The 17,609-nt window shown below is 72.3% G+C and carries 18 protein-coding genes; 3 read left to right on the plus strand and 15 right to left on the minus strand.

Going from position 1 to position 17,609, the window contains the following annotated elements:
• Nucleotides 1-178 precede the first annotated feature (178 nt).
• Nucleotides 179-610, minus strand: coding sequence for a division/cell wall cluster transcriptional repressor MraZ (gene mraZ / locus ACIBEJ_RS26920; protein WP_184960700.1), 432 nt, complete (start codon nucleotides 608-610; stop codon nucleotides 179-181).
• Nucleotides 611-1,062: 452 nt separating this feature from the next.
• Between mraZ and ACIBEJ_RS26925 the strand changes: the two genes are divergently transcribed.
• The 3 genes from ACIBEJ_RS26925 to ACIBEJ_RS26935 are packed head-to-tail and all read left to right on the plus strand — an operon-like array spanning nucleotide 1,063 to nucleotide 5,752.
• Nucleotides 1,063-2,079, plus strand: a complete 1,017-nt coding sequence (locus ACIBEJ_RS26925) for an AAA family ATPase (RefSeq protein ID WP_397185594.1) — start codon at nucleotides 1,063-1,065, stop codon at nucleotides 2,077-2,079.
• Nucleotides 2,076-3,335 carry a DUF58 domain-containing protein gene (locus tag ACIBEJ_RS26930; RefSeq protein WP_397185595.1) on the plus strand — a complete coding sequence of 420 codons (1,260 nt, stop codon included), beginning with the start codon at nucleotides 2,076-2,078 and terminating at the stop codon, nucleotides 3,333-3,335. Before ACIBEJ_RS26925 ends, ACIBEJ_RS26930 begins: the two co-directional genes overlap by 4 nt.
• Nucleotides 3,332-5,752 (plus strand): DUF3488 and DUF4129 domain-containing transglutaminase family protein, encoded by a 2,421-nt coding sequence (locus tag ACIBEJ_RS26935; protein WP_397185596.1) that lies wholly within the window; start codon nucleotides 3,332-3,334, stop codon nucleotides 5,750-5,752. The genes ACIBEJ_RS26930 and ACIBEJ_RS26935 overlap by 4 nt, the downstream gene beginning before the upstream one ends.
• Before the next feature lie 203 nt (nucleotides 5,753-5,955).
• On the opposite strand, the gene ACIBEJ_RS26940 is transcribed toward ACIBEJ_RS26935, so the two are convergent.
• The 14 genes from ACIBEJ_RS26940 to ACIBEJ_RS27005 all read right to left on the minus strand — a co-directional run bounded on the left by ACIBEJ_RS26940 (nucleotide 5,956) and on the right by ACIBEJ_RS27005 (nucleotide 17,473).
• A complete protein-coding gene (locus ACIBEJ_RS26940) occupies nucleotides 5,956-6,351 on the minus strand; it encodes a DUF3040 domain-containing protein (protein ID WP_397185597.1) in 396 nt (131 codons plus the stop codon).
• A gap of 183 nt (nucleotides 6,352-6,534) precedes the next feature.
• Nucleotides 6,535-7,776 (minus strand): DNA polymerase IV, encoded by a 1,242-nt coding sequence (dinB, locus tag ACIBEJ_RS26945; protein WP_397185598.1) that lies wholly within the window; start codon nucleotides 7,774-7,776, stop codon nucleotides 6,535-6,537.
• Nucleotides 7,777-7,802: 26 nt separating this feature from the next.
• Nucleotides 7,803-8,537: a methyltransferase domain-containing protein gene (locus tag ACIBEJ_RS26950; RefSeq protein WP_397185599.1), complete on the minus strand. Its 735-nt coding sequence runs from the start codon at nucleotides 8,535-8,537 to the stop codon at nucleotides 7,803-7,805.
• A gap of 29 nt (nucleotides 8,538-8,566) precedes the next feature.
• A complete protein-coding gene (locus ACIBEJ_RS26955) occupies nucleotides 8,567-9,196 on the minus strand; it encodes a C39 family peptidase (protein ID WP_397185600.1) in 630 nt (209 codons plus the stop codon).
• A 19-nt stretch (nucleotides 9,197-9,215) separates the two neighbouring features.
• A complete protein-coding gene (locus ACIBEJ_RS26960) occupies nucleotides 9,216-9,551 on the minus strand; it encodes an MmcQ/YjbR family DNA-binding protein (RefSeq protein ID WP_397185601.1) in 336 nt (111 codons plus the stop codon).
• 10 nt (nucleotides 9,552-9,561) lie between these two features.
• A complete protein-coding gene (dmpG, locus tag ACIBEJ_RS26965; RefSeq protein WP_397185602.1) occupies nucleotides 9,562-10,569 on the minus strand; it encodes a 4-hydroxy-2-oxovalerate aldolase in 1,008 nt (335 codons plus the stop codon).
• The gene (locus ACIBEJ_RS26970; protein WP_397185603.1) at nucleotides 10,566-11,438 is read right to left on the minus strand and encodes an acetaldehyde dehydrogenase (acetylating); all 873 of its coding nucleotides are present in this window, start codon (nucleotides 11,436-11,438) and stop codon (nucleotides 10,566-10,568) included. Before ACIBEJ_RS26970 ends, dmpG begins: the two co-directional genes overlap by 4 nt.
• The gene (locus ACIBEJ_RS26975) at nucleotides 11,435-12,583 is read right to left on the minus strand and encodes a carboxylesterase family protein (protein ID WP_397185604.1); all 1,149 of its coding nucleotides are present in this window, start codon (nucleotides 12,581-12,583) and stop codon (nucleotides 11,435-11,437) included. Before ACIBEJ_RS26975 ends, ACIBEJ_RS26970 begins: the two co-directional genes overlap by 4 nt.
• A complete protein-coding gene (locus tag ACIBEJ_RS26980; protein WP_397185605.1) occupies nucleotides 12,580-13,557 on the minus strand; it encodes an amidohydrolase family protein in 978 nt (325 codons plus the stop codon). The genes ACIBEJ_RS26975 and ACIBEJ_RS26980 overlap by 4 nt, the downstream gene beginning before the upstream one ends.
• Nucleotides 13,554-14,096: a 3-hydroxyanthranilate 3,4-dioxygenase gene (locus ACIBEJ_RS26985; protein WP_397185606.1), complete on the minus strand. Its 543-nt coding sequence runs from the start codon at nucleotides 14,094-14,096 to the stop codon at nucleotides 13,554-13,556. The genes ACIBEJ_RS26980 and ACIBEJ_RS26985 overlap by 4 nt, the downstream gene beginning before the upstream one ends.
• Complete coding sequence (locus ACIBEJ_RS26990) at nucleotides 14,093-14,527, minus strand: RidA family protein (RefSeq protein WP_397185607.1); 435 nt, start codon at nucleotides 14,525-14,527, stop codon at nucleotides 14,093-14,095. Before ACIBEJ_RS26990 ends, ACIBEJ_RS26985 begins: the two co-directional genes overlap by 4 nt.
• Nucleotides 14,524-15,258 carry a 2-keto-4-pentenoate hydratase gene (locus ACIBEJ_RS26995; protein ID WP_397185608.1) on the minus strand — a complete coding sequence of 245 codons (735 nt, stop codon included), beginning with the start codon at nucleotides 15,256-15,258 and terminating at the stop codon, nucleotides 14,524-14,526. Before ACIBEJ_RS26995 ends, ACIBEJ_RS26990 begins: the two co-directional genes overlap by 4 nt.
• Nucleotides 15,255-16,037 (minus strand): 2-keto-4-pentenoate hydratase, encoded by a 783-nt coding sequence (locus ACIBEJ_RS27000; RefSeq protein ID WP_397185609.1) that lies wholly within the window; start codon nucleotides 16,035-16,037, stop codon nucleotides 15,255-15,257. Before ACIBEJ_RS27000 ends, ACIBEJ_RS26995 begins: the two co-directional genes overlap by 4 nt.
• An 8-nt stretch (nucleotides 16,038-16,045) precedes the next feature.
• Nucleotides 16,046-17,473 carry a 2-hydroxymuconic semialdehyde dehydrogenase gene (locus ACIBEJ_RS27005; protein WP_397185610.1) on the minus strand — a complete coding sequence of 476 codons (1,428 nt, stop codon included), beginning with the start codon at nucleotides 17,471-17,473 and terminating at the stop codon, nucleotides 16,046-16,048.
• Between the last annotated feature and the right edge of the window lie 136 nt (nucleotides 17,474-17,609).

Consider the following 17,609-nt stretch of genomic DNA (forward strand, 5'->3'; position numbering starts at 1 on the left):
TGACGCGACGGCCGATCCTTCCAAAGGTCCCCACACGGTGCCCGTCCGGCCAGGTCCCCATCCGCATCCTCTTCGAGATACCGGCCATCTGACACCGGGGAAGGTGCATCAGCTGCCGGGCAGTGGTTGCGGGTGGAGACCTCGCCGAACGACCACACCGTCGAATCGACCGTGACGATTACAGAATCCCTGGCAGCACCTCCTCCGAGAGATCGGCGAAGGCCTGCTCCTGTGCGTTGAGATAGGTCTCCCAGGCCTGCGCGTCCCAGATCTCCAGGCGGGTGTTGGCCCCGATGACCACGCAGTCACGTTCCAGGCCCGCGTACGTGCGCAGGCCCTGCGGGATCGTGATGCGCCCCTGCTTGTCCGGAGTCTCGTCGGACGCGCTGGCGAAGAAGACACGGCTGTAGTCACGCACCGCCTTGGCGGTGACCGGGGCGGTGCTGAGAGCCTCGGTAATGCGCTGGAACTCCTCCACGGGAAAGACGTAGAGGCATCGCTCCTGGCCTTTGGTAATCACAAGACCCTCCGCCAGCTCCTCACGGTACTTAGCCGGCAGGAACAGCCGTCCCTTGTCGTCGAGACGCGGCTGATGGGTGCCGAGGAACATCGGCCCCACCTCCCGTGCCTCATGAAGTGCCTAGCGCTGGTGCACCGGCCCTCCACTGCGCACCACCATACTCCACTTCTCCCCACCGTCAACTGATTACAACCCTGGTCGCCGCCTATCCGCTTCACAAATCCCCAGGTCAGCGCGATGCGGTCCGGTGGAGCGGGCTGGGCGGCCGGTCAACCCTCATGGGCGTGTCGAGGGTTGAAACGCCCCCGGAAATAGGGCCTGGAGGGGTCCGGCGGGGGCGGTGGTGGAGGAAAGTGGAGCGCCCGCGGCCACCGACTGTCACGGGATTCGCACCGCGACGGCACAAGAACAGGAAGGAACCTCCGAACACTGATGAGCACTGTCAGGACCGGAGGAATACCGACAAATGTCGCTCAAGAACCCCCAGCGTCGTAGGGTCGGTACACACAATGGAAAAGGAATGGCATGGCTCCCGCCAAGGCATGATCCAGCGGGACAGCCGTCGCACTTCTCATGGAGGCCTGGTGGCAGTAACCCATGACGTCCCTCAGCGGCTGGACGAACTCGTATCCACCGCGCACCGGATTCGGCAGGCGATCGAGTCGGTGATCGAGGGCAAGAGCGACGCCGTCCGTCTCACCCTGACGGTGCTGCTCGCCGAGGGGCACCTGCTCATCGAGGACGTGCCCGGAGTCGGCAAGACCATGCTCGCCAAGGCCTTGGCGCGCTCCATCGACTGCCCGGTGCGCCGCGTGCAGTTCACGCCCGACCTGCTGCCCAGCGACATCACCGGCGTCAGCGCCTACAACCAGCAGACCCGCGAGTTCGAGTTCAAGCCCGGTCCCGTCTTCGCCAACATCGTGGTCGGCGACGAGATCAACCGCGCCTCCCCCAAGACGCAGTCGGCCCTCCTGGAGTGCATGGAGGAGCACCAGGTGACGGTCGACGGCGTCACCTACGGCCTCGAGTCGCCCTTCATGGTCATCGCCACGCAGAACCCGATCGAGATGGAGGGCACCTATCCCCTCCCCGAGGCGCAGCGCGACCGCTTCACCGCGCGCGTGGCGATGGGCTACCCCGAGCCGGCCGCCGAGCTGGAGATGCTCGACGTGCACGGCGGCACCCCGCCGCTGGACAAGCTGCAGCCCGTGGCCACCACGGCCGAGGTGCGGGCGCTGATCGAGGCGGTGCGCGGCGTGTACGTCTCGCAGCCGGTCAAGAAGTACGCCATCGACCTGGTGGTCGCCACCCGCCACTCCCCCGACCTGCGGCTGGGCGCCTCCCCGCGCTCCACGCTGCAGCTCGTGCGCGCCGCCCGCGCCCACGCGGCCCTGGCCGGGCGCGACTACGTCATCCCCGACGACCTCCAGGAACTGGCGGTGCCGGTCCTGGCCCACCGGCTGCTGCCCAGCGTCGAGGCGCAGGGCCAGCGCCGCCTGCCGGAGCAGGTCGTGGGCGATCTGGTCAGGAGGGTGCCCGTACCGGAGAGCCGGGCGTGAGAACGGGACTGCGGGCGCTGACCGCGCGCGGCAGGTCGTTCCTCGCCGCGGGGATCGCGGCGCTGCTCATGGCCCTGATGCTCGGCGAGCACGACCTGCTGCGCATCGGCGTGCTGGTGACGGCGCTGCCATTGCTGGCCGCGATGGTGGTCGCGCGCACCCGCTACCGGCTGAGCTGCGCCCGCCGCCTGTCGCCCTCGCGGGCCGAGGTGGGCGGCGAGGCGACCGTGACGCTGCGGCTGGAGAACGTGACCCGCCTGCCCACCGGCCTGCTGCTCATCGAGGACACCGTCCCGTACGCCCTGGGCGTGCGCCCGCGCTTCGTCCTGGACCGGGTGGAGGCCAAGGGCATCAGGGAGATCGACTACCGGGTCCGCTCCGACCTGCGCGGCCGGTTCACCATCGGGCCGCTGTCGGTGCGCATCGCCGACCCCTTCGGGCTGGTGGAGCTGTCGCGGGCGTTCACGATCAGCGACACGCTCGTGGTGACGCCGCAGGTCGTGGCCCTTCCCCACGTACGCCTGTCGGGCGAGTGGACCGGCGGCGGCGACAGCCGTACCAGGAGTGTGGCGGCGGCGGGCGACGACGACGTGGCGCCGCGCGAGTACCGGCAGGGCGACGACCTGCGGCGCGTGCACTGGCGCTCGACCGCCCGCCACGGCGAGCTGATGGTGCGGCGCGAGGAGCAGCAGTGGCAGAGCCGCGGCGCGCTCCTGCTCGACACCCGGCGCGCGGCGCACCGCGGCGAGGGCCCGCGCTCGTCGTTCGAGGTGGCCGTCTCGGCGGCGGCCTCGATCGGCGTGCACCTGGCGCACGAGGGGCTCGGCCTGCGGCTGGTCACCGACCAGGGCGCCGAGCACCTGACCGACACCGGGCTGAGCTGGTCGCTGCTCGACACGCTCGCGATGGTGCGCAACAGCCCGGCGCGCTCGCTGGAGATCGGCGTCTCGGCGCTGCGGCAGGGCAGCGGTGACGGCCTGGTCGTGGCCGTGCTCGGCGCCATGGACCCGGAGGAGGCGCGCGACCTGGCCAGGATCAGGCACAGCGGCATCACCGGCGTGGCCGTCCTGCTGGACGTCGACACCTGGGACGCCGCCGAGCCCAGCACCTCGGAGAGCTACCTGGCCGTGCAGACCGTCCTCGCGGGGTACGGCTGGCGCACCGTCCGGCTCCCGGCGGGCACGTCCATCGCCTCGGTGTGGCAGGACGCCGCCAGCCGGGGCCGCTTCGCCGTCCATCCCGGAGGTGCGGCATGAGGCTCTCCGTCGCCGCGGCCGTCGCCACGTTCTGCGCGGCCATCCTGCTGTACCCGCTGTTCGAGGGCGGCGCCTGGTTCTGGGGCTCGCTGGGCGCGGTCCTGTCGGTCCTGGTGGCCGGCGCGATCAGCGGCAGGCTGTCGCTGCCCACGTGGGCGGCGGGCCTGGTCGGCCTGGCCGTGCTCGGCGTGTACCTGACCGCCTCGTTCGCCGGTGACAAGGCGTGGGCCCTGGTGGTGCCCACGAAGGGCTCGGCGGCCGAACTGCTCAAGCTGCTGGCCACCGGCTGGGACGACATCCAGCGCTTCGCCGCTCCGGTGCCGGGCGACAACCCGGGCATCGCGCTGCTGACCACGGGCGGGGTGGGGCTCATCGCGATCGCGGTGGACCTGCTGTCCGCCAGGATGCGGCGGGCGGCGCTGGCCGGGCTGCCGCTGCTGGCGCTGGCGACGGTGCCGGCGACGATCCTGCTGGAGCCGATCGCCTGGTGGGCGTTCATCATCGCCGCCCTCGGCTTCACCGCCCTGCTGATCGCCGACGGCCGCGAGCGGGTCGGGCACTGGGGCAGGGCCGTCCTGGTGCGCAGGACCCGCGCGGCCACCACCCCGTCGCCCGGCGAGAACGCGGACACGCGCGGCCTGCGGCTGTCGGGCAAGCGGATCGGGTTCGCCGCGATCGCGATCGCGGTCGTGGTGCCGGCGTTCCTGCCGCCGCTGGAGCCGGTGTCGTTCTTCAGCTTCGGCGTGGGCGGCCAGGGCACCGGGGGCCGGGGCAACATGATCCAGATCCCCGACCCGGTCACGAACATGCGAGGTCAGCTCACGCTTCCCGAGAAGCGCACGGTGATGACCTACACCAACAACGACGACCTCCCGCGCTATCTGCGGATCTACTCCCTGGACGTCTTCGACGGCGACAAGTTCGACATGACCAAGCCGAAGGGCGCGGCGGAGAACCGCACCGACGCCGGCCCGCTGCCGCCTCCCCCGGGACTGGCCGGCGGCGTCGAGACCGTGAACGCGGTGACCGACGTCAAGATCAGCGAAGAGGTCGAGAACCTGGTCTTCCTGCCGCTGCCGTACCCGCCGCGCGAGGTGCAGGCGGACGGCGACTGGCGGGCGGACGTGAGCACGCTCATGGTCTTCTCCACCCGCGACAGCGCCTCCGGCCTGGAGTACCGGGTGGCGACGAGCGAGCCGCAGCCGACGCCGGAGCAGTTGCGCGCGGTGCAGCGCCCGCAGCAGCCGAACGTCGACCCGCGCTACCTGCGGCTGCCGGAGGACTTCCCCTCCGACCTGCTCGACCTGGCCTACCAGCAGACCAAGGGCGCCGAGACGCAGTACGAGGCGGCGCTGCGGCTGCAGGAGTTCTTCACCAAGACCGGCAACTTCACCTACGACCTGCGCACGCAGGGCAGCAGCACCTCGGCGCTGCGCGACTTCCTGCTGAGCAGCAAGGTCGGCTACTGCGAGCAGTTCGCCAGCGCGATGGCGGTGCTGGCCAGGGCGGTCGGCATCCCCGCCAGGGTCGCGGTCGGCTACACCGGCGGCGACAAGGTCGGCGACCGGTGGGAGGTCGGCACCGACGACTCCCACTCCTGGCCGGAGCTGTACTTCGACGGCATCGGCTGGCTGCCGTTCGAGCCGACGCCGGCGGGTTCGGCCGGTCAGGGCAGCGCGCGGGTTCCGCTGTACGCCCGCCCGCAGCCCACGCCGACCGCCTCGTCCTCCAGCCCGACGCCCGGCGCCACCACGCAGGGCGAGGAGCTCCCGCCCGGCACGCAGCCCGGCCGCAACCCGCGCGAGATCGACGACCGCGAGGCCAGGCTCGGCGGCAACGGCCTGCCGGTGGAGGAGCCGACGCCGCTGATCGCCAAGATCGGGATCGGGGCGGCGATCCTGCTGCTGATCCTGCTCATCCCCGCGGCGATCCGGCAGATCACCCGCAGCCGCAGGGTGCGCGCGCTCGGCTGGAAGGTCTCCGCGCCGTCCGACGAGCTCACCGCGCGCGTGGTCGCGGGCAGCCACCCGTCGGTGGCCGCCGCGTGGGCGGAACTGGACGACGTCCTCTACGACTACGGCATGGCGCGCGAACGCAGCGAGACGCCGCGGGCGCTGGCCAGGAGGCTGAGTCAGCAGTACGAGTTCGACGCCGACTCCGCGACGGCGATCGCCTCGATCGCCTCGACGGTCGAGCGGGTGCTGTTCGCGCGCGACCCCGGCGAGGTCGGCCCGCTGGGCAAGGACCTGCGCAAGGTACGGCGGGCCCTGGCGGCCACCGTGTCACGGGGCCGGCGGATCAGGGCGGCGCTGCTGCCCCCTTCGACGCTGCGCGGGCTGCGGTCGATGGGCGAGGGCGTGCTGGACGGGTTCGACCGCCTGGAGAACGTCAGGTTCAGGAGGGGCGCGACCCGGTAGATCAGCGGGAGGAAGGTGGCTTGCCCGGTCCTGGGCAGGCCACCTTCGTCGTTGCGCCCTGGTCCGGTCGTCCCCGTCGGCCGGTCGAGGATGACCGTGACGGCGGGGACCACGTCCGGCGTGCGAGGCGATCCCCCCGATCGAGGCCAGCCCTCAACGGCGGGTGGCGGTGGGGCGGCACCGCCGTAACGCGTGGAGAAGGGTCAGCGGTCGTCGTGGCGACGCCGCCAGCGCTCCTCCATGCGTTCCATGAACGAGCCACGGCTCTTCTTGGCTCCCTTGCTGCCCGGCACCGGAGCGCCCTGGGCGGAGCCGGAGTCACCGAATCCGTTCATACGTTTCCAACTGGACAGACCCCACAGACACGCGGCGAGCATGACCACGAAACCGCCGACGCCGAGCGGGATCATCTGGATGACGACGCCGACCATCATGATGACGACACCCAGAGCAAAGCCGATGGAGGCTTTGATCAGGCGACGCTTGTAATGGCTGCGCGGGTCACTGATCCTTACGGTGTTGGCCCACTTCGGGTCCTCGGCGTAGAGGGCCTGCTCGATCTGGTCGAGCAAGCGCTGCTCGTGCTCAGAGAGCGGCACGGCGCCTCCCAAGGACGGCCCCAGGACGGGGAAGACGGCAACGGACGACACGGGGTGTCCGAACCTCGCGGTCGGTTATCCCCAGAATACGAGCCTGTAGACGTAGGCGAAAGGAAACGTCCAACGCAGACCAAACCGGAGGTGACGTCATACCTCCATTTTGGGCCATTCGCGACATGGGCGTCATGCCTCCATTTCATCAAGTCGCCCCCGGACCAGCGACGCCGGGAGTACCGCATCCGGCCCGAACCGCCGGATCGCCTTGTCCATCGCCTGCTCCGCCTCACGCCAGCCGGTCTCCCGCGCACCCAGGCTGAGCTGGCGAGACGCGGTCTCCGCCGGCCCGAGATTCTCCATCCGGACGCCCACCAGGCGCAGCCGCACGCGCTCCAGTCCGGCGGCGGTGAACAGCTCGCAGGCCGTGGCGTAAATCTCCTGGGCCACGTCGGTCGGCTCCCTGAGGGTGCGGGAGCGGTTGATCGTGGAGAAGTCGGCTCTGCGGAGCTTCACACTCACTGTCCTGCCCACGTGGCCGCTCTTACGCATCCTGGCGGCGACCTTCTCCGACAGGCGCAGCAGTTCGCGCTTGATCACTTCGGGGTCGTCCACATCTGTGGCGAATGTCTCCTCGTTGCCGATGCTCTTGTCCGGGGTGTGGGCGGTCACCGCGCGCTCGTCGCGGCCCCATGCCAGGGCCGCGAGGTGGCTGCCCGCGGCGGGGCCCAGTTCGCGCTGGAGCGTCGCGGGCGGCACCCTGGCCAGATCGCCCACGGTGCGGATGCCGAGGCGCACCAGGGCCTGCTCGGTGCGCTCGCCCACCCCCCACAGCGCCGAGACCGGCAGCGGGTGGAGGAAGTCGACCACCTGGCCGGCCGGCACCACGAGCAACCCGTCGGGCTTGCACTGTTTTGAGGCAAGCTTGGCGATGAACTTGCTCGCGGCCACGCCCACGGAGCAGGTGATGCCGTATCTTTCCCGAACCTGTGACCGGATCAGCTCGGCGATCCTCGCCGGCGGGCCCAGCCTGCGCCGCGCGCCGCCGACGTCGAGGAAGGCCTCGTCGGAGGCGATCGGCTCGACCAGCGGGGTGATCGCGTGGAAGATCTCCATGACGCCCCTGGAGACCTCGGAGTACTTCCCGTGGCTGGGCGGGATGATCACGGCCCGCGGGCACACGCGGCGCGCCCTGCTCATCGGCATCGCCGAGTGCACGCCGAACGCCCTGGCCTCGTAGGTCGCGCTGAGCACCACGCCGCGGCCCGCGGGCGAGCCCACGATGACCGGGCGCCCTCTGAGCTCGGGCCGCTCCAGCAGCTCGACGCTGGCGAAGAAGGCGTCCATGTCGACGTGGAGGATCGGGCAGCCGGTGTCGTCGGCCCCGGTGGTGGGAGCGGGGCCGATGCCGGTGATCTGCTTGCGTGCCACTCCGTGATTCTATCCGAACAGGCGTTCTACGGCTTGTGGGCGAGGACGTGGACCTGGGCGGCGATCTCCCGCAGGACCGGATGGGCGGCGGCGGCCTGCTCCAGCGCCACCAGCGCCTCCACGGCTCCCGGCTCCCCGTCGACCAGCCTGCTGGGCACCAGGTCGGCGAAGACCCGTACCCCGAGCGCGGGCCCGACCGCGAACCCGGTCGCCGCCAGCAGCTCCGACAGCGCCGCGGGCGTGAAGCGGCGCGGCGTGGGGTCGCGCTCGCCCCAGCGCCCCTCGGGATCGTCCAGTACGGCCAGCGCCTCGTCGAAGTGGCCGGTGAGCGCCCGGTGCAGGGAGCTGGCGAGCGGGTTGGCGGCCAGCACGCTGACCGCTCCCCCGTGGCGCAGCAGCCCCGAGACGGCGGTGAGCGCGCTGATGGGGTCCTCGACGTACTCCAGGACGCTGTGGCACAGCACCAGGTCGGCGCCGTCCTTGGGCAGCAGTTCGCCGAGGTCGGCGGCGTCGCCCTGGATCGCCCTGACGCCGACGCCCTTCTCCTTGGCCCGCCGCTCCAGCGCGGCCAGCGAGTCGGGGCTGGGGTCGACGACCGTGACGTCGTGCCCGAGTTCGGCCAGCGGTACGGCGAAGCCGCCCGTGCCCCCTCCGGCGTCCACGATGTCGAGCACCCCCCGCCCCGCGGACGCGGCCCGTTCGGCCAGCGCCCCGCGCAGGGCGTCCCAGACCACGGCGGTGCGCACCGGGCTCCTCGTCACGTGTTCCCCTCCCACTCGGCCAGCCGGTGTCAGCCTACGCGCTCCGGCGCCGGCCTGGTGTCCTGGGCGGGAACGCTGATGCCCCGCCCGGCGAAGAAGTCGCCGAAGCGCTCCGGGGCCAGCCTGGCCCGCCTGCTGTCCTCGGTGTGGCCGGAGGGGTTGTTGAAGCTCATCGTCCCGTCCGCGGCGCCGGTGACCAGGACCAGGTGCCCGCCCCTGCCCGGCGCCGGGCGCTCGGGGCGGCGGATCTCCGGGTGGACCGAGGCGATCACCATCCTGCCCTCGGCCAGCAGCTCCTGGAGCTCGCCCAGGTCCAGGCGCGGGTGGACCTCGGCGGCGAGGCCGTGCTCGGCGCGGACGTAGTCGGCGAAGGGGGCGTAGTAGAGCCCCTTGATGCCCTCGGGCTCCTCGCGGTAGCCGCCGTAGGCGCGGCAGCCGTGGACGAGGTCGAGCAGGGGCGGCGCGTGGCCGTCGCGGTGGTGCAGGAGCATGCGCAGGCAGGCCATGCCGCACGCGTGGCGGCACCAGCGGGAGTACTCGGCCCGGGTCCGCGCGCCCGACAACCGCCACAGGGGGTCGTCGCCCGGGTCGGCGCCGCCGTAGACGTAGGAGGCGATCCGGTCGGCGCTCATGAACTGCGTGAACGCGGCTACCTGCATGAACACCCAGGGTAATCGGTCACGGCACGAGGGGGCGGAGTTTCCCCGGCGCGCGCAGGCGCCAGGCGTCGGCCAGGAGTTCGGCCGTCTCCTGCTCCCCGATCGCGGGCATGCGGACCAGGACGATCGCGTGGCCGTCGTAGTGGGGCAGGGTGAAGAAGACGTCCGGGTCGGCGGCGATCAGCTCGTGCTTGTCCTCCTGGGTGGCCACCGGCAGCACCAGCACCTCGCCCTCCTCGCGGATGCGGGCGAACCACCTGGCCTTCACGTAGAAGGCGGGCGTGCCGTACATCGGCTTCTCGCCGGTCTCGGGCAGGGCCAGGGCCAGGCGGCGGACGTCTTCCTCGGTCACCATCCCCCGATTGTCACCCGCGCCGGCCCGCGAGATCGAGCGCGATGTCCACGATCATGTCCTCCTGTCCGCCGACCATGCCGCGGCGCCCCGCCTCCACGAGGATGGCGCGGGTGTCGAGGCCGTAGCGCGCGGCGGCGTCCTCGGCGTGGCGCAGGAAGCTGGAGTAGACGCCCGCGTAACCGAGGGTGAGCGTCTCGCGGTCCACCTGGACCGGCCGGGTCTGCAGGGGGCGGACGAGGTCGTCGGCGGCGTCCATGAGCGCGAACAGGTCGCAGCCGTGCTCCCAGCCCATCAGGTCGGCGACCGCGACGAACGCCTCCAGCGGGCAGTTGCCCGCCCCGGCGCCCATGCCGGCCAGGGAGGCGTCGACGCGGGTGACCCCATTCTCCACGGCGACGACCGAGTTGGCGACGCCCAGGCCGAGGTTGTGGTGGGCGTGGATGCCGAGTTCGGTGCCCGGGTCGAGGACGTCGCGGTAGGCGCGCACGCGCTCCTTCACGCCGTCCATGGTCAGCCTGCCGCCGGAGTCGGTGACGTAGACGCACTGCGCGCCGTACGACTCCATGAGCCCGGCCTGGCGGGCGAGCTCGGCGGGCGGGGCGAGGTGGGACATCATGAGGAAGCCGGAGACGTCCATGCCGAGCTCGCGGGCGACGCCGATGTGCTGGGCGGCGATGTCGGCCTCGGTGCAGTGGGTGGCCACGCGCACCGAGCGCACGCCGAGCGCGTGGGCGCGGCGCAGGTCGGCGATGGTGCCGATGCCGGGCAGCAGCAGCGTCGTGAGGACCGCGCGTTCCATGGCGGAGGCGGCGGCCTCGATCCACTCGTCGTCGGGGCAGGCGCCGAAGCCGTAGTTGACGCTGCTGCCGGCCAGCCCGTCGCCGTGGGCGACCTCGACGGCCGCCACCCCGGCCGCGTCGAGGGCGCGCGCGATGGCGGCGACCTGGTCGGCGGTGTAGCGGTGGCGGATGGCGTGCATGCCGTCGCGCAGCGTCACGTCCTGGACGTAGAGCTTCATCGGGCCGCCATCCTCTCCGCGACGCGCAGCGCCGCCGACGTCATGATGTCCAGGTTGCCGGCGTAGGCGGGCAGGTAGTGGGCGGCGCCCTCGACCTCCAGGAACACCGAGACGAGCGTGCCGCCCTCGGCCGGGCGGAACTGCACGTCCTGCTTGAGCCGGTAGCCGGGCACGTACGCGGCGACGGCCGCCACCATCTCCTTGACCGAGGCGGCGACCTCGGCCTCGTCGCAGCCGGGCACGAGGCAGTAGACGGTGTCGCGCATGATCACCGGGGGTTCGGCCGGGTTGAGCACGATGATCGCCTTGCCGCGTTCCGCGCCGCCGACGCTCTCCAGGGCGCGCGCGGTGGTCTCGGTGAACTCGTCGATGTTGGCGCGGGTGCCGGGCCCTGCCGAGCGGGAGGCGATCGAGGCGACGATCTCGGCGTAGCGGACCGGCGCGACCCGGGAGACGGCCGCGACGATCGGCACCGTGGCCTGGCCGCCGCAGGTGACCATGTTGACGTTGTCCGCGCCGAGGTGCTCGCCGAGGTTCACGGCGGGCACGACGTAGGGTCCGAGCGCGGCCGGCGTCAGGTCCACGACCTTCTTCCGGTACGGCGCCAGCGCCGCGGCGTTGCGCCGGTGGGCCCCGGCCGAGGTGGCGTCGAGCACCACCGCGACCTCCTCGAAGCAGGGCAGGGCCAGCAGGCCCTCGACGCCCTCGTGGGTGGTGGCCACGCCCATCCTCCTGGCCCTGGCCAGGCCGTCGGAGCCGGGGTCGATCCCGGCCATCGCGGCCACCTCCAGCGACGCGGAGGTCCGCTTCACCTTGATCATCAGGTCGGTCCCGATGTTGCCGGACCCGATGATGGCGATCTTGCTCATGTGTCCTCCTCGCCGCGGCAGAACCGGGCGAACTCAAGGGTCATCTCCGGCGCCGGCTCGTGGCCGGTGAGCGGGGTGTCGTAATTGCCGAAGTACAGCGGCAGGTCCACGAGGTGGCAGGCGCCGAGCTCGACGCCGCCGTACGTCATGGGTGAACGCACCTCGCGGAGCAGGTGGCGGGCGGGGCCGGGGTGGATGCGCACCAGTTCCCGCGCGGGCTCGGTGAAGATCTCGCCGGTGGACGGCTCGCCCATGCCGGCGGCGGTGAACAGCCGCGCCTCCTGCGCGGTGGTGGTCACCAGCAGCGGCATGCTCGCGAGGTTTCCGGTCATGGGGTGTTCCTTCAGCAGGTCGCCGTCGAGCACCGGCGCGACCGGCAGCAGCCCTCCGACCGGGGGCAGGGCGCGGGCGGCGCGTTCCTCCCCGGCCAGCAGGTCCGCGATGGGCACGGTGTGCGGGTCGGCGATCCCGCTCGCCCGGGTCCAGGCCAGGGCCTGTCCGGGGGTGGCGAAGCCGTACGGGACGGGGCTCATCGCGGCGGCGCGCTCGAACAGGGCGGGCGCGCAGGCCATCAGGGCCAGGACGCTGGTGCCGCCCGCCGAGTGCCCGGCGAGGGTCACGTTGCCCGGGTCGCCGCCGAAGGCCGCGGCGGCCGAGCGCACCCAGGCGAGCGCCGCCATCTGGTCGCGCAGGGCCAGGTTCGAGGGCACGCCGTCGCCGTACCACAGGCCGCTCGCGCCGAAGCGGTAGTTCACGGTCACCACGACGAGGCCGTGCTCGCGGGCCAGGGTGGCGCCGTCGTACATGGCCTGGGCGCCGGAGCCGAACACGAACGCGCCGCCGTGCAGGAAGACCAGCACCGGGTGGCGGCCGCGGGTGCCGGGGGTCCAGACGTTGAGGAACAGGCAGTCCTCGCGGGCGGAGGCCGGGTCGATCTCCAGGCCGGGCACCCAGGCCATCCGGCCCGGCCGCTGGGGCGCGGGCGGGCCCGGGACCAGGGCGTCGCGGACGCCGTCCCAGGCGGCCGGGGGCTCGGGGGCGGTGAAGCGGCGGGCGGGGGCGGCGTACCTGACGCCCTTGAACGCCAGCGCGCCCCCGAGGTCGAGCCCGCGCAGCGTGCCCTGCGGCGTGTGGGCGAGCGTCATCCGTCCAGGCCCAGGAACCGGGCGGCGTTGCCGCCGAGGATGGCCTCGCGCTCGGCGTCGGTCAGCCCGGGGCACTCGCGCACGACCGAGCCCGGCTCCTCCTCGCCCAGCGGGAAGGGGAAGTCGGTGCCGAGCATGACCCGTTCGGCGCCCATGACGTCCACGAGCAGGCGCAGCGCCCGGGGGTCGAAGACCGCGGAGTCCACGGAGAAGCGGTCGGTGTAGGCGGAGGGCGGCTTGGGCGAGTCGCGGCGGACCAGGTCGCGCCGGTGCCAGGCGTTGTCGGCCCGGCCCAGCAGGAAGGCGAAGCTGCCGCCGCCGTGGCAGAAGCACAGCCGCAGCTCGCCGGGCAGCTTCTCGAAGGCGCCCGAAAGGATCATGGTCAGGATGCCGAGCTGGGTCTCGGCGGCCATGCCGACCAGCCAGGGCAGCATGTAGCCGCGCATGCGGTCGGCGGCCATCATGTCCCAGGGGTGGACCAGCACCGGCATGTCCTGGTGGGCGCAGTGCTCCAGGAAGGCGAGCAGGTCGGCGTCGTCGAGGTTGCGCGCGCCGACGTGGTTGCCGATGTGGACGCCCTTGTGGCCGGCGGCCTTGGCTTTGGCCAGGGTCTCGGTGGCGCGGCCGAGGTCCTGCAGCGGCACCTGGCACAGCGGGACGAGCCGTCCGGGGTCCTCGGCGCAGTACGCGAGGATCCGGTCGTTGACCATGTCGCACCAGTCGGCGGCGCGGCCGGGCTCGGCCTCGTACCCGAACAGCAGCGGCGTGGAGGAGACGGCCTGCACCCGCACGCCGGTGCGGTCCATGGCGGCCAGGCGCGCCCCGGCGTCCCACAGCTCGGGGGTGACCGGGCGGTAGTCCTGCTCGCCGCTCATCATCATGCCCTCGCGCAGCCACGGTTCGCCCGCCCCCGCCAGGACGCGGGCCTCCTCGCGGGAGATCCGCGGGAAGACGTGTGCGTGGATGTCGATCACTGGACCACCGGGCGGAGCTCGTCGGGCCAGTCCTTGCCCGGGTGCGTGGCCCCGCAGTGCGGGCAGGTGCGGTCGCCGCCGTAGAAGCCCTCGAAGACCGGCGGCAGGTCGTCCACGATCGACTCGAGCTGCACCTCGGCGCGGTGCACGAGGCGGTGGCAGTTGACGCAGTACCACTCGAAGGCGTCCAGGTCGCCGCGCGGGCGGGCGTACTCCACGACCAGGCCGATGGAGCCGGGCACCGGCCGCTGCGGGGAGTGGCGCACGTGCGGCGGCAGCAGGAAGACGTCGCCCTCGCGGATCTGGACGTCGACCGGCGGCTTGCCCTCCTCCTCCATGACGCGCAGCACCATGCCGCCCTTGAGCTGGTAGAAGAACTCCTCGATGGGGTCGTCGTGGAAGTCGGTGCGCTGGTTGGGGCCGCCGACGACGGTCACCATCAGGTCGGCCTCCTTCCAGATCTGCACGTTGCCCACCGGCGGCTTGAGCTGGCCGGCGTGCTCGTCGATCCACCTGGCGAGGTTGAAGGGCGGGATCATGGGGTGCTCCTCGTCGGGATGTGGGCGGTGCAGGAGATCTCGATCAGCAGATGCGGGTGGGGTAGCTGGTGGACGGCGACGGTGGTGCGGGCGGGGCCGTTCTCGTCGAAGTAGGCGCCGTAGACCTCGTTGTAGCCGCCGAAGTCGTTCATGCTGACCAGGTACGTGGTGACGTTGACGACGTCCTGCAGCCCGCCGCCCGCGGCCTTGAGGATGTCGGCGACGTTCTCGATGACGGCCCTGGTCTGCTCGCGGATGTCGAGGCTGGTGGTGCCCATCTCGTCGGCGCTCGCCCCCGCGAAGGTTCCGTCGGGGCGGCGCGAGCTCGTACCGGAGACGAAGACCAGGTCGCCGGCCCGTCTGAAGTGCGGGAAGCGGCCGCGCGGGCGGGCCTTGCCGGGGACCAGCCCGGGGGTCGGGTCCGCGCTCACGTCGTCACCTCCGCGTGCCCGAGCCCCTGCCCGCTGACCCGCACGTGCGCGCCGGGCGGCAGGGGTACGGCGGCGGTCGCCGCACCCGCCAGCACCACCCAGCCCGCCTCCAGCTCGATCCCGGCGGCGCTCGCCAGCCGGGCGGCGGCGCGCAGGGAGCGCATGGGGTCGCCGAGGATGGCCGCCGACGACCCGGAGGCGACGATCCTGCCGTCGATCTCCAGGGTCAGGCCGACGTTGGCGACCTCGCGCGGCCGGTGCCAGGGGCCGAGGCCGAAGCCGCTGGCGGAGGCGTTGTCGGCGATGACGTCCTCCAGCGTGAAGGAGAAGCCGGCGAAGCGGGAGTCGAGCACCTCGTAGCCGACCGCCACGCCGCCGACGGCGGCCTCCACGTCGGCGGGCGAGCGCACCGGGCGTTCCAGCAGGAAGGCGATCTCGGGCTCGACCCGCGGGTGGATGAGGCCGCCCACGTCCAGGCGGGACTCGATGAGCATGGCGTCGGTGAGCAGGCCCCAGATGACGTCGTCCACGCCCATCTGGACCATCTTGGCCCGGCTCGTGAAGCCCATCTTGACGCCCGCGAGCCTCTCGCCGCGGGCCTGGCGGCGGGCGACGACCTCGCGCTGCACCCGGTAGGCGGCGGGCACGTCGAGCGCCGCCTGCTCGGTCAGCTTCGGGATCGCGGTACGGCTCAGCGCCGCCTCGTCCAGGCGTTGGGCCAGGAGGTTCACGTGTTCTCCTTCGCGAAGGCGGCCCGGACGTCGCCGAGCCCGTCGATCCTGGCCTCCAGCACGTCGCCGGGCACGACCGGCACCACGGGCCCGAGGGCGCCGGTGAGCACGGTGTCGCCGGCCTGGAGCGGGCGGCCGAGGCGGGCCAGGGTGTCGGCCAGCCAGACGGCCGCGTGCAGCGGGTGTCCCAGGCACGCGGCGCCGATCCCGGTCGAGACCTGCTCGCCGCGCCGCTCGATCACCATCCCGGCCAGCCGCAGGTCCAGGTCTTTCAGCGGGACGGGCCGGTTGCCCAGCACGTACAGGCCGGAGGAGGCGTTGTCGGCGACGGTGTCGGCCAGCGTGATGTCCCAGTCGCGGATCCGGCTGCCGACGACCTCGATGGCGGGCAGCGCGAACGCGGTGGCCCTGATCACGTCGGCCACGGTGTGCCGCTCGTGTGGCAGGTCGTGCTCCAGCACCAGCGCCACCTCGGCCTCCGCGCGCGGCTGCAGGACAGTCCCCGCCGGGATCTCGGCGCCGTCGGGCACCGCCATGTCGGCGAACAGCACGCCGAAGTCCGGCTGGTCCACGCCGAGCTGCTGCTGCACCGCCGCGCTGGTCAGCCCGATCTTGCGGCCGGTCAGCCGCCGTCCCTCGCCCAGCCACCTGTCGGTCAGCCGGTCCTGGACGGCGTACGCCTCCTCGACCCCGATGACCAGGTCGCGCACGGGCGCGCAGGGCCGGCCCGAGGCGTGCGCCTCCAGCAGCCGCTCGGCGGCCTGTTGAACGTTCGTCACCGATGTCCTCAAATCTTCACGCACACGTTGACCGGCTCGGAGAAGAAGTCGAGCGAGTACTCGCCGCCCTCCCGGCCGATGCCCGACGCCTTGACCCCGCCGAACGGGGTGCGCAGGTCGCGCAGGTTCCAGCAGTTCACCCAGACGATCCCGGCCTCGATCTTCGGCGCGACCCGGTGGGCGCGCGACAGGTCGCCGGTCCACACCGTGGCGGCCAGGCCGTAGGGGCTGTCGTTGGCCAGCCATACGGCCTCGGCCTCCTCCTCGAAGGGCGCGAGGTGGCAGATCGGGCCGAAGACCTCCTCGCGGACGGTCCTGGCGTCCTCCGGCAGGCCGGTCAGCACGGTGGGCTCGACGTAGAAGCCGCCGTCGCGCTCGTCGCCGAAGCTCGGGACGCCGCCGCCGGCCAGGACCGTGGCGCCCTCCTCGACGGCCAGGCGGTAGTAGGACAGCACCTTGTCGCGGTGCTCGGCCGAGATCATCGGGCCGTAGTCCTTCAGCTCGCGGGCCCTGGCGGCCAGGCGCTCGGTGAACTCCGCGAAGATCTCGCGCTGCACGTAGACGCGCTCGGTGCACAGGCAGATCTGGCCCGAGTGGGTGAAGCTCGACCTGATCGTGCCCTCGACCGCCTCGTCCAGGTCGGCGTCGGCGAAGACCACGGCCGGGTTCTTGCCGCCGAGCTCGAAGGAGACCGGGGTGACGTGGTCAGCGGCGGCGCGCATGATGGCCGAGCCGGTGGCCGACTCGCCGGTGAAGGCGATGGCGTCGATGCCGGGGTGGCCGGTCAGGAACTCGCCCGCCGCGTCCGCGCCGTGGCCGTGGATCAGGTTGAAGGCGCCGGGCGGCAGCCGTACGTCGTCGATGACCTCGGCGAGCAGCGTCGCGGTCGAGGGCGTCTCCTCCGAGGGCTTGGCCACCACCGCGTTGCCCGCCGCCAGGGCGGGCGCGACCTTCCAGGTGAGCAGCAGCAGCGGGAGGTTCCACGGCGAGATGACCGCGACCACGCCCAGCGGGCGGCGGACGGTGTAGTTGAGCGCCTCGCCCGAGCCGCTCCAGCCGGGCACGGTGGTGTGGTAGGCGCGTTCGGGGCGGCCGTAGGAGAGGTCGGCGTAGGCGCGGAAGTTGCCGATCGCGCGCGGGACGTCGACGGTGGCGGCCAGGGCCCGCGGCTTGCCGGTGTCGGCCACCTCGGCGTCGACGAACGCGTCGAACCGGGCCTCGATGCCGTCGGCGATGCGCCGCAGGTAGGCGCAGCGCTCCTCGGTGCTCGTGGCGCCCCACGGGCCGGCCAGCGCCGCCCTGGCCGCGGCGACCGCCGCGTCGACGACCTCGCGCGGGGCCTCGGGCACGGTTCCCACCTGCCGCCCGTCGGCGGGCGAGATCAGCGGGAAGGCCGTCCCCGAGGTGTCGAAGACCCCGTTGACGTAATGCTTCATGGACGCATTGTCCGGCCGCGCGGCCATATCAGACCAATACCGGATCGCTGGCCTGCCATCACAAAACCTATATATGTCGTTTTATGCATAGGTGACGGCCAGAACGGTATTCGCCTGGACATACCACCAGCGTGCA

It is taken from the genome of Nonomuraea sp. NPDC050790 (assembly GCF_044456745.1).
Classification (GTDB): Bacteria; Actinomycetota; Actinomycetes; order Streptosporangiales; family Streptosporangiaceae; genus Nonomuraea.

Bases quoted from the DNA above. Each gene is read 5' to 3' on its own strand.
- mraZ (WP_184960700.1), bottom strand. From the start codon at position 610: ATGTTCCTCGGCACCCATCAGCCGCGTCTCGACGACAAGGGACGGCTG.
- ACIBEJ_RS26935 (WP_397185596.1), top strand. From the start codon at position 3,332: ATGAGGCTCTCCGTCGCCGCGGCCGTCGCCACGTTCTGCGCGGCCATC.
- ACIBEJ_RS26925 (WP_397185594.1), top strand. From the start codon at position 1,063: ATGATCCAGCGGGACAGCCGTCGCACTTCTCATGGAGGCCTGGTGGCA.
- ACIBEJ_RS26960 (WP_397185601.1), bottom strand. From the start codon at position 9,551: ATGGTGACCGAGGAAGACGTCCGCCGCCTGGCCCTGGCCCTGCCCGAG.
- ACIBEJ_RS26955 (WP_397185600.1), bottom strand. From the start codon at position 9,196: ATGCAGGTAGCCGCGTTCACGCAGTTCATGAGCGCCGACCGGATCGCC.
- ACIBEJ_RS27005 (WP_397185610.1), bottom strand. From the start codon at position 17,473: ATGAAGCATTACGTCAACGGGGTCTTCGACACCTCGGGGACGGCCTTC.
- dmpG (WP_397185602.1), bottom strand. From the start codon at position 10,569: ATGAAGCTCTACGTCCAGGACGTGACGCTGCGCGACGGCATGCACGCC.
- ACIBEJ_RS26985 (WP_397185606.1), bottom strand. From the start codon at position 14,096: ATGATCCCGCCCTTCAACCTCGCCAGGTGGATCGACGAGCACGCCGGC.
- ACIBEJ_RS26970 (WP_397185603.1), bottom strand. From the start codon at position 11,438: ATGAGCAAGATCGCCATCATCGGGTCCGGCAACATCGGGACCGACCTG.
- ACIBEJ_RS26975 (WP_397185604.1), bottom strand. From the start codon at position 12,583: ATGACGCTCGCCCACACGCCGCAGGGCACGCTGCGCGGGCTCGACCTC.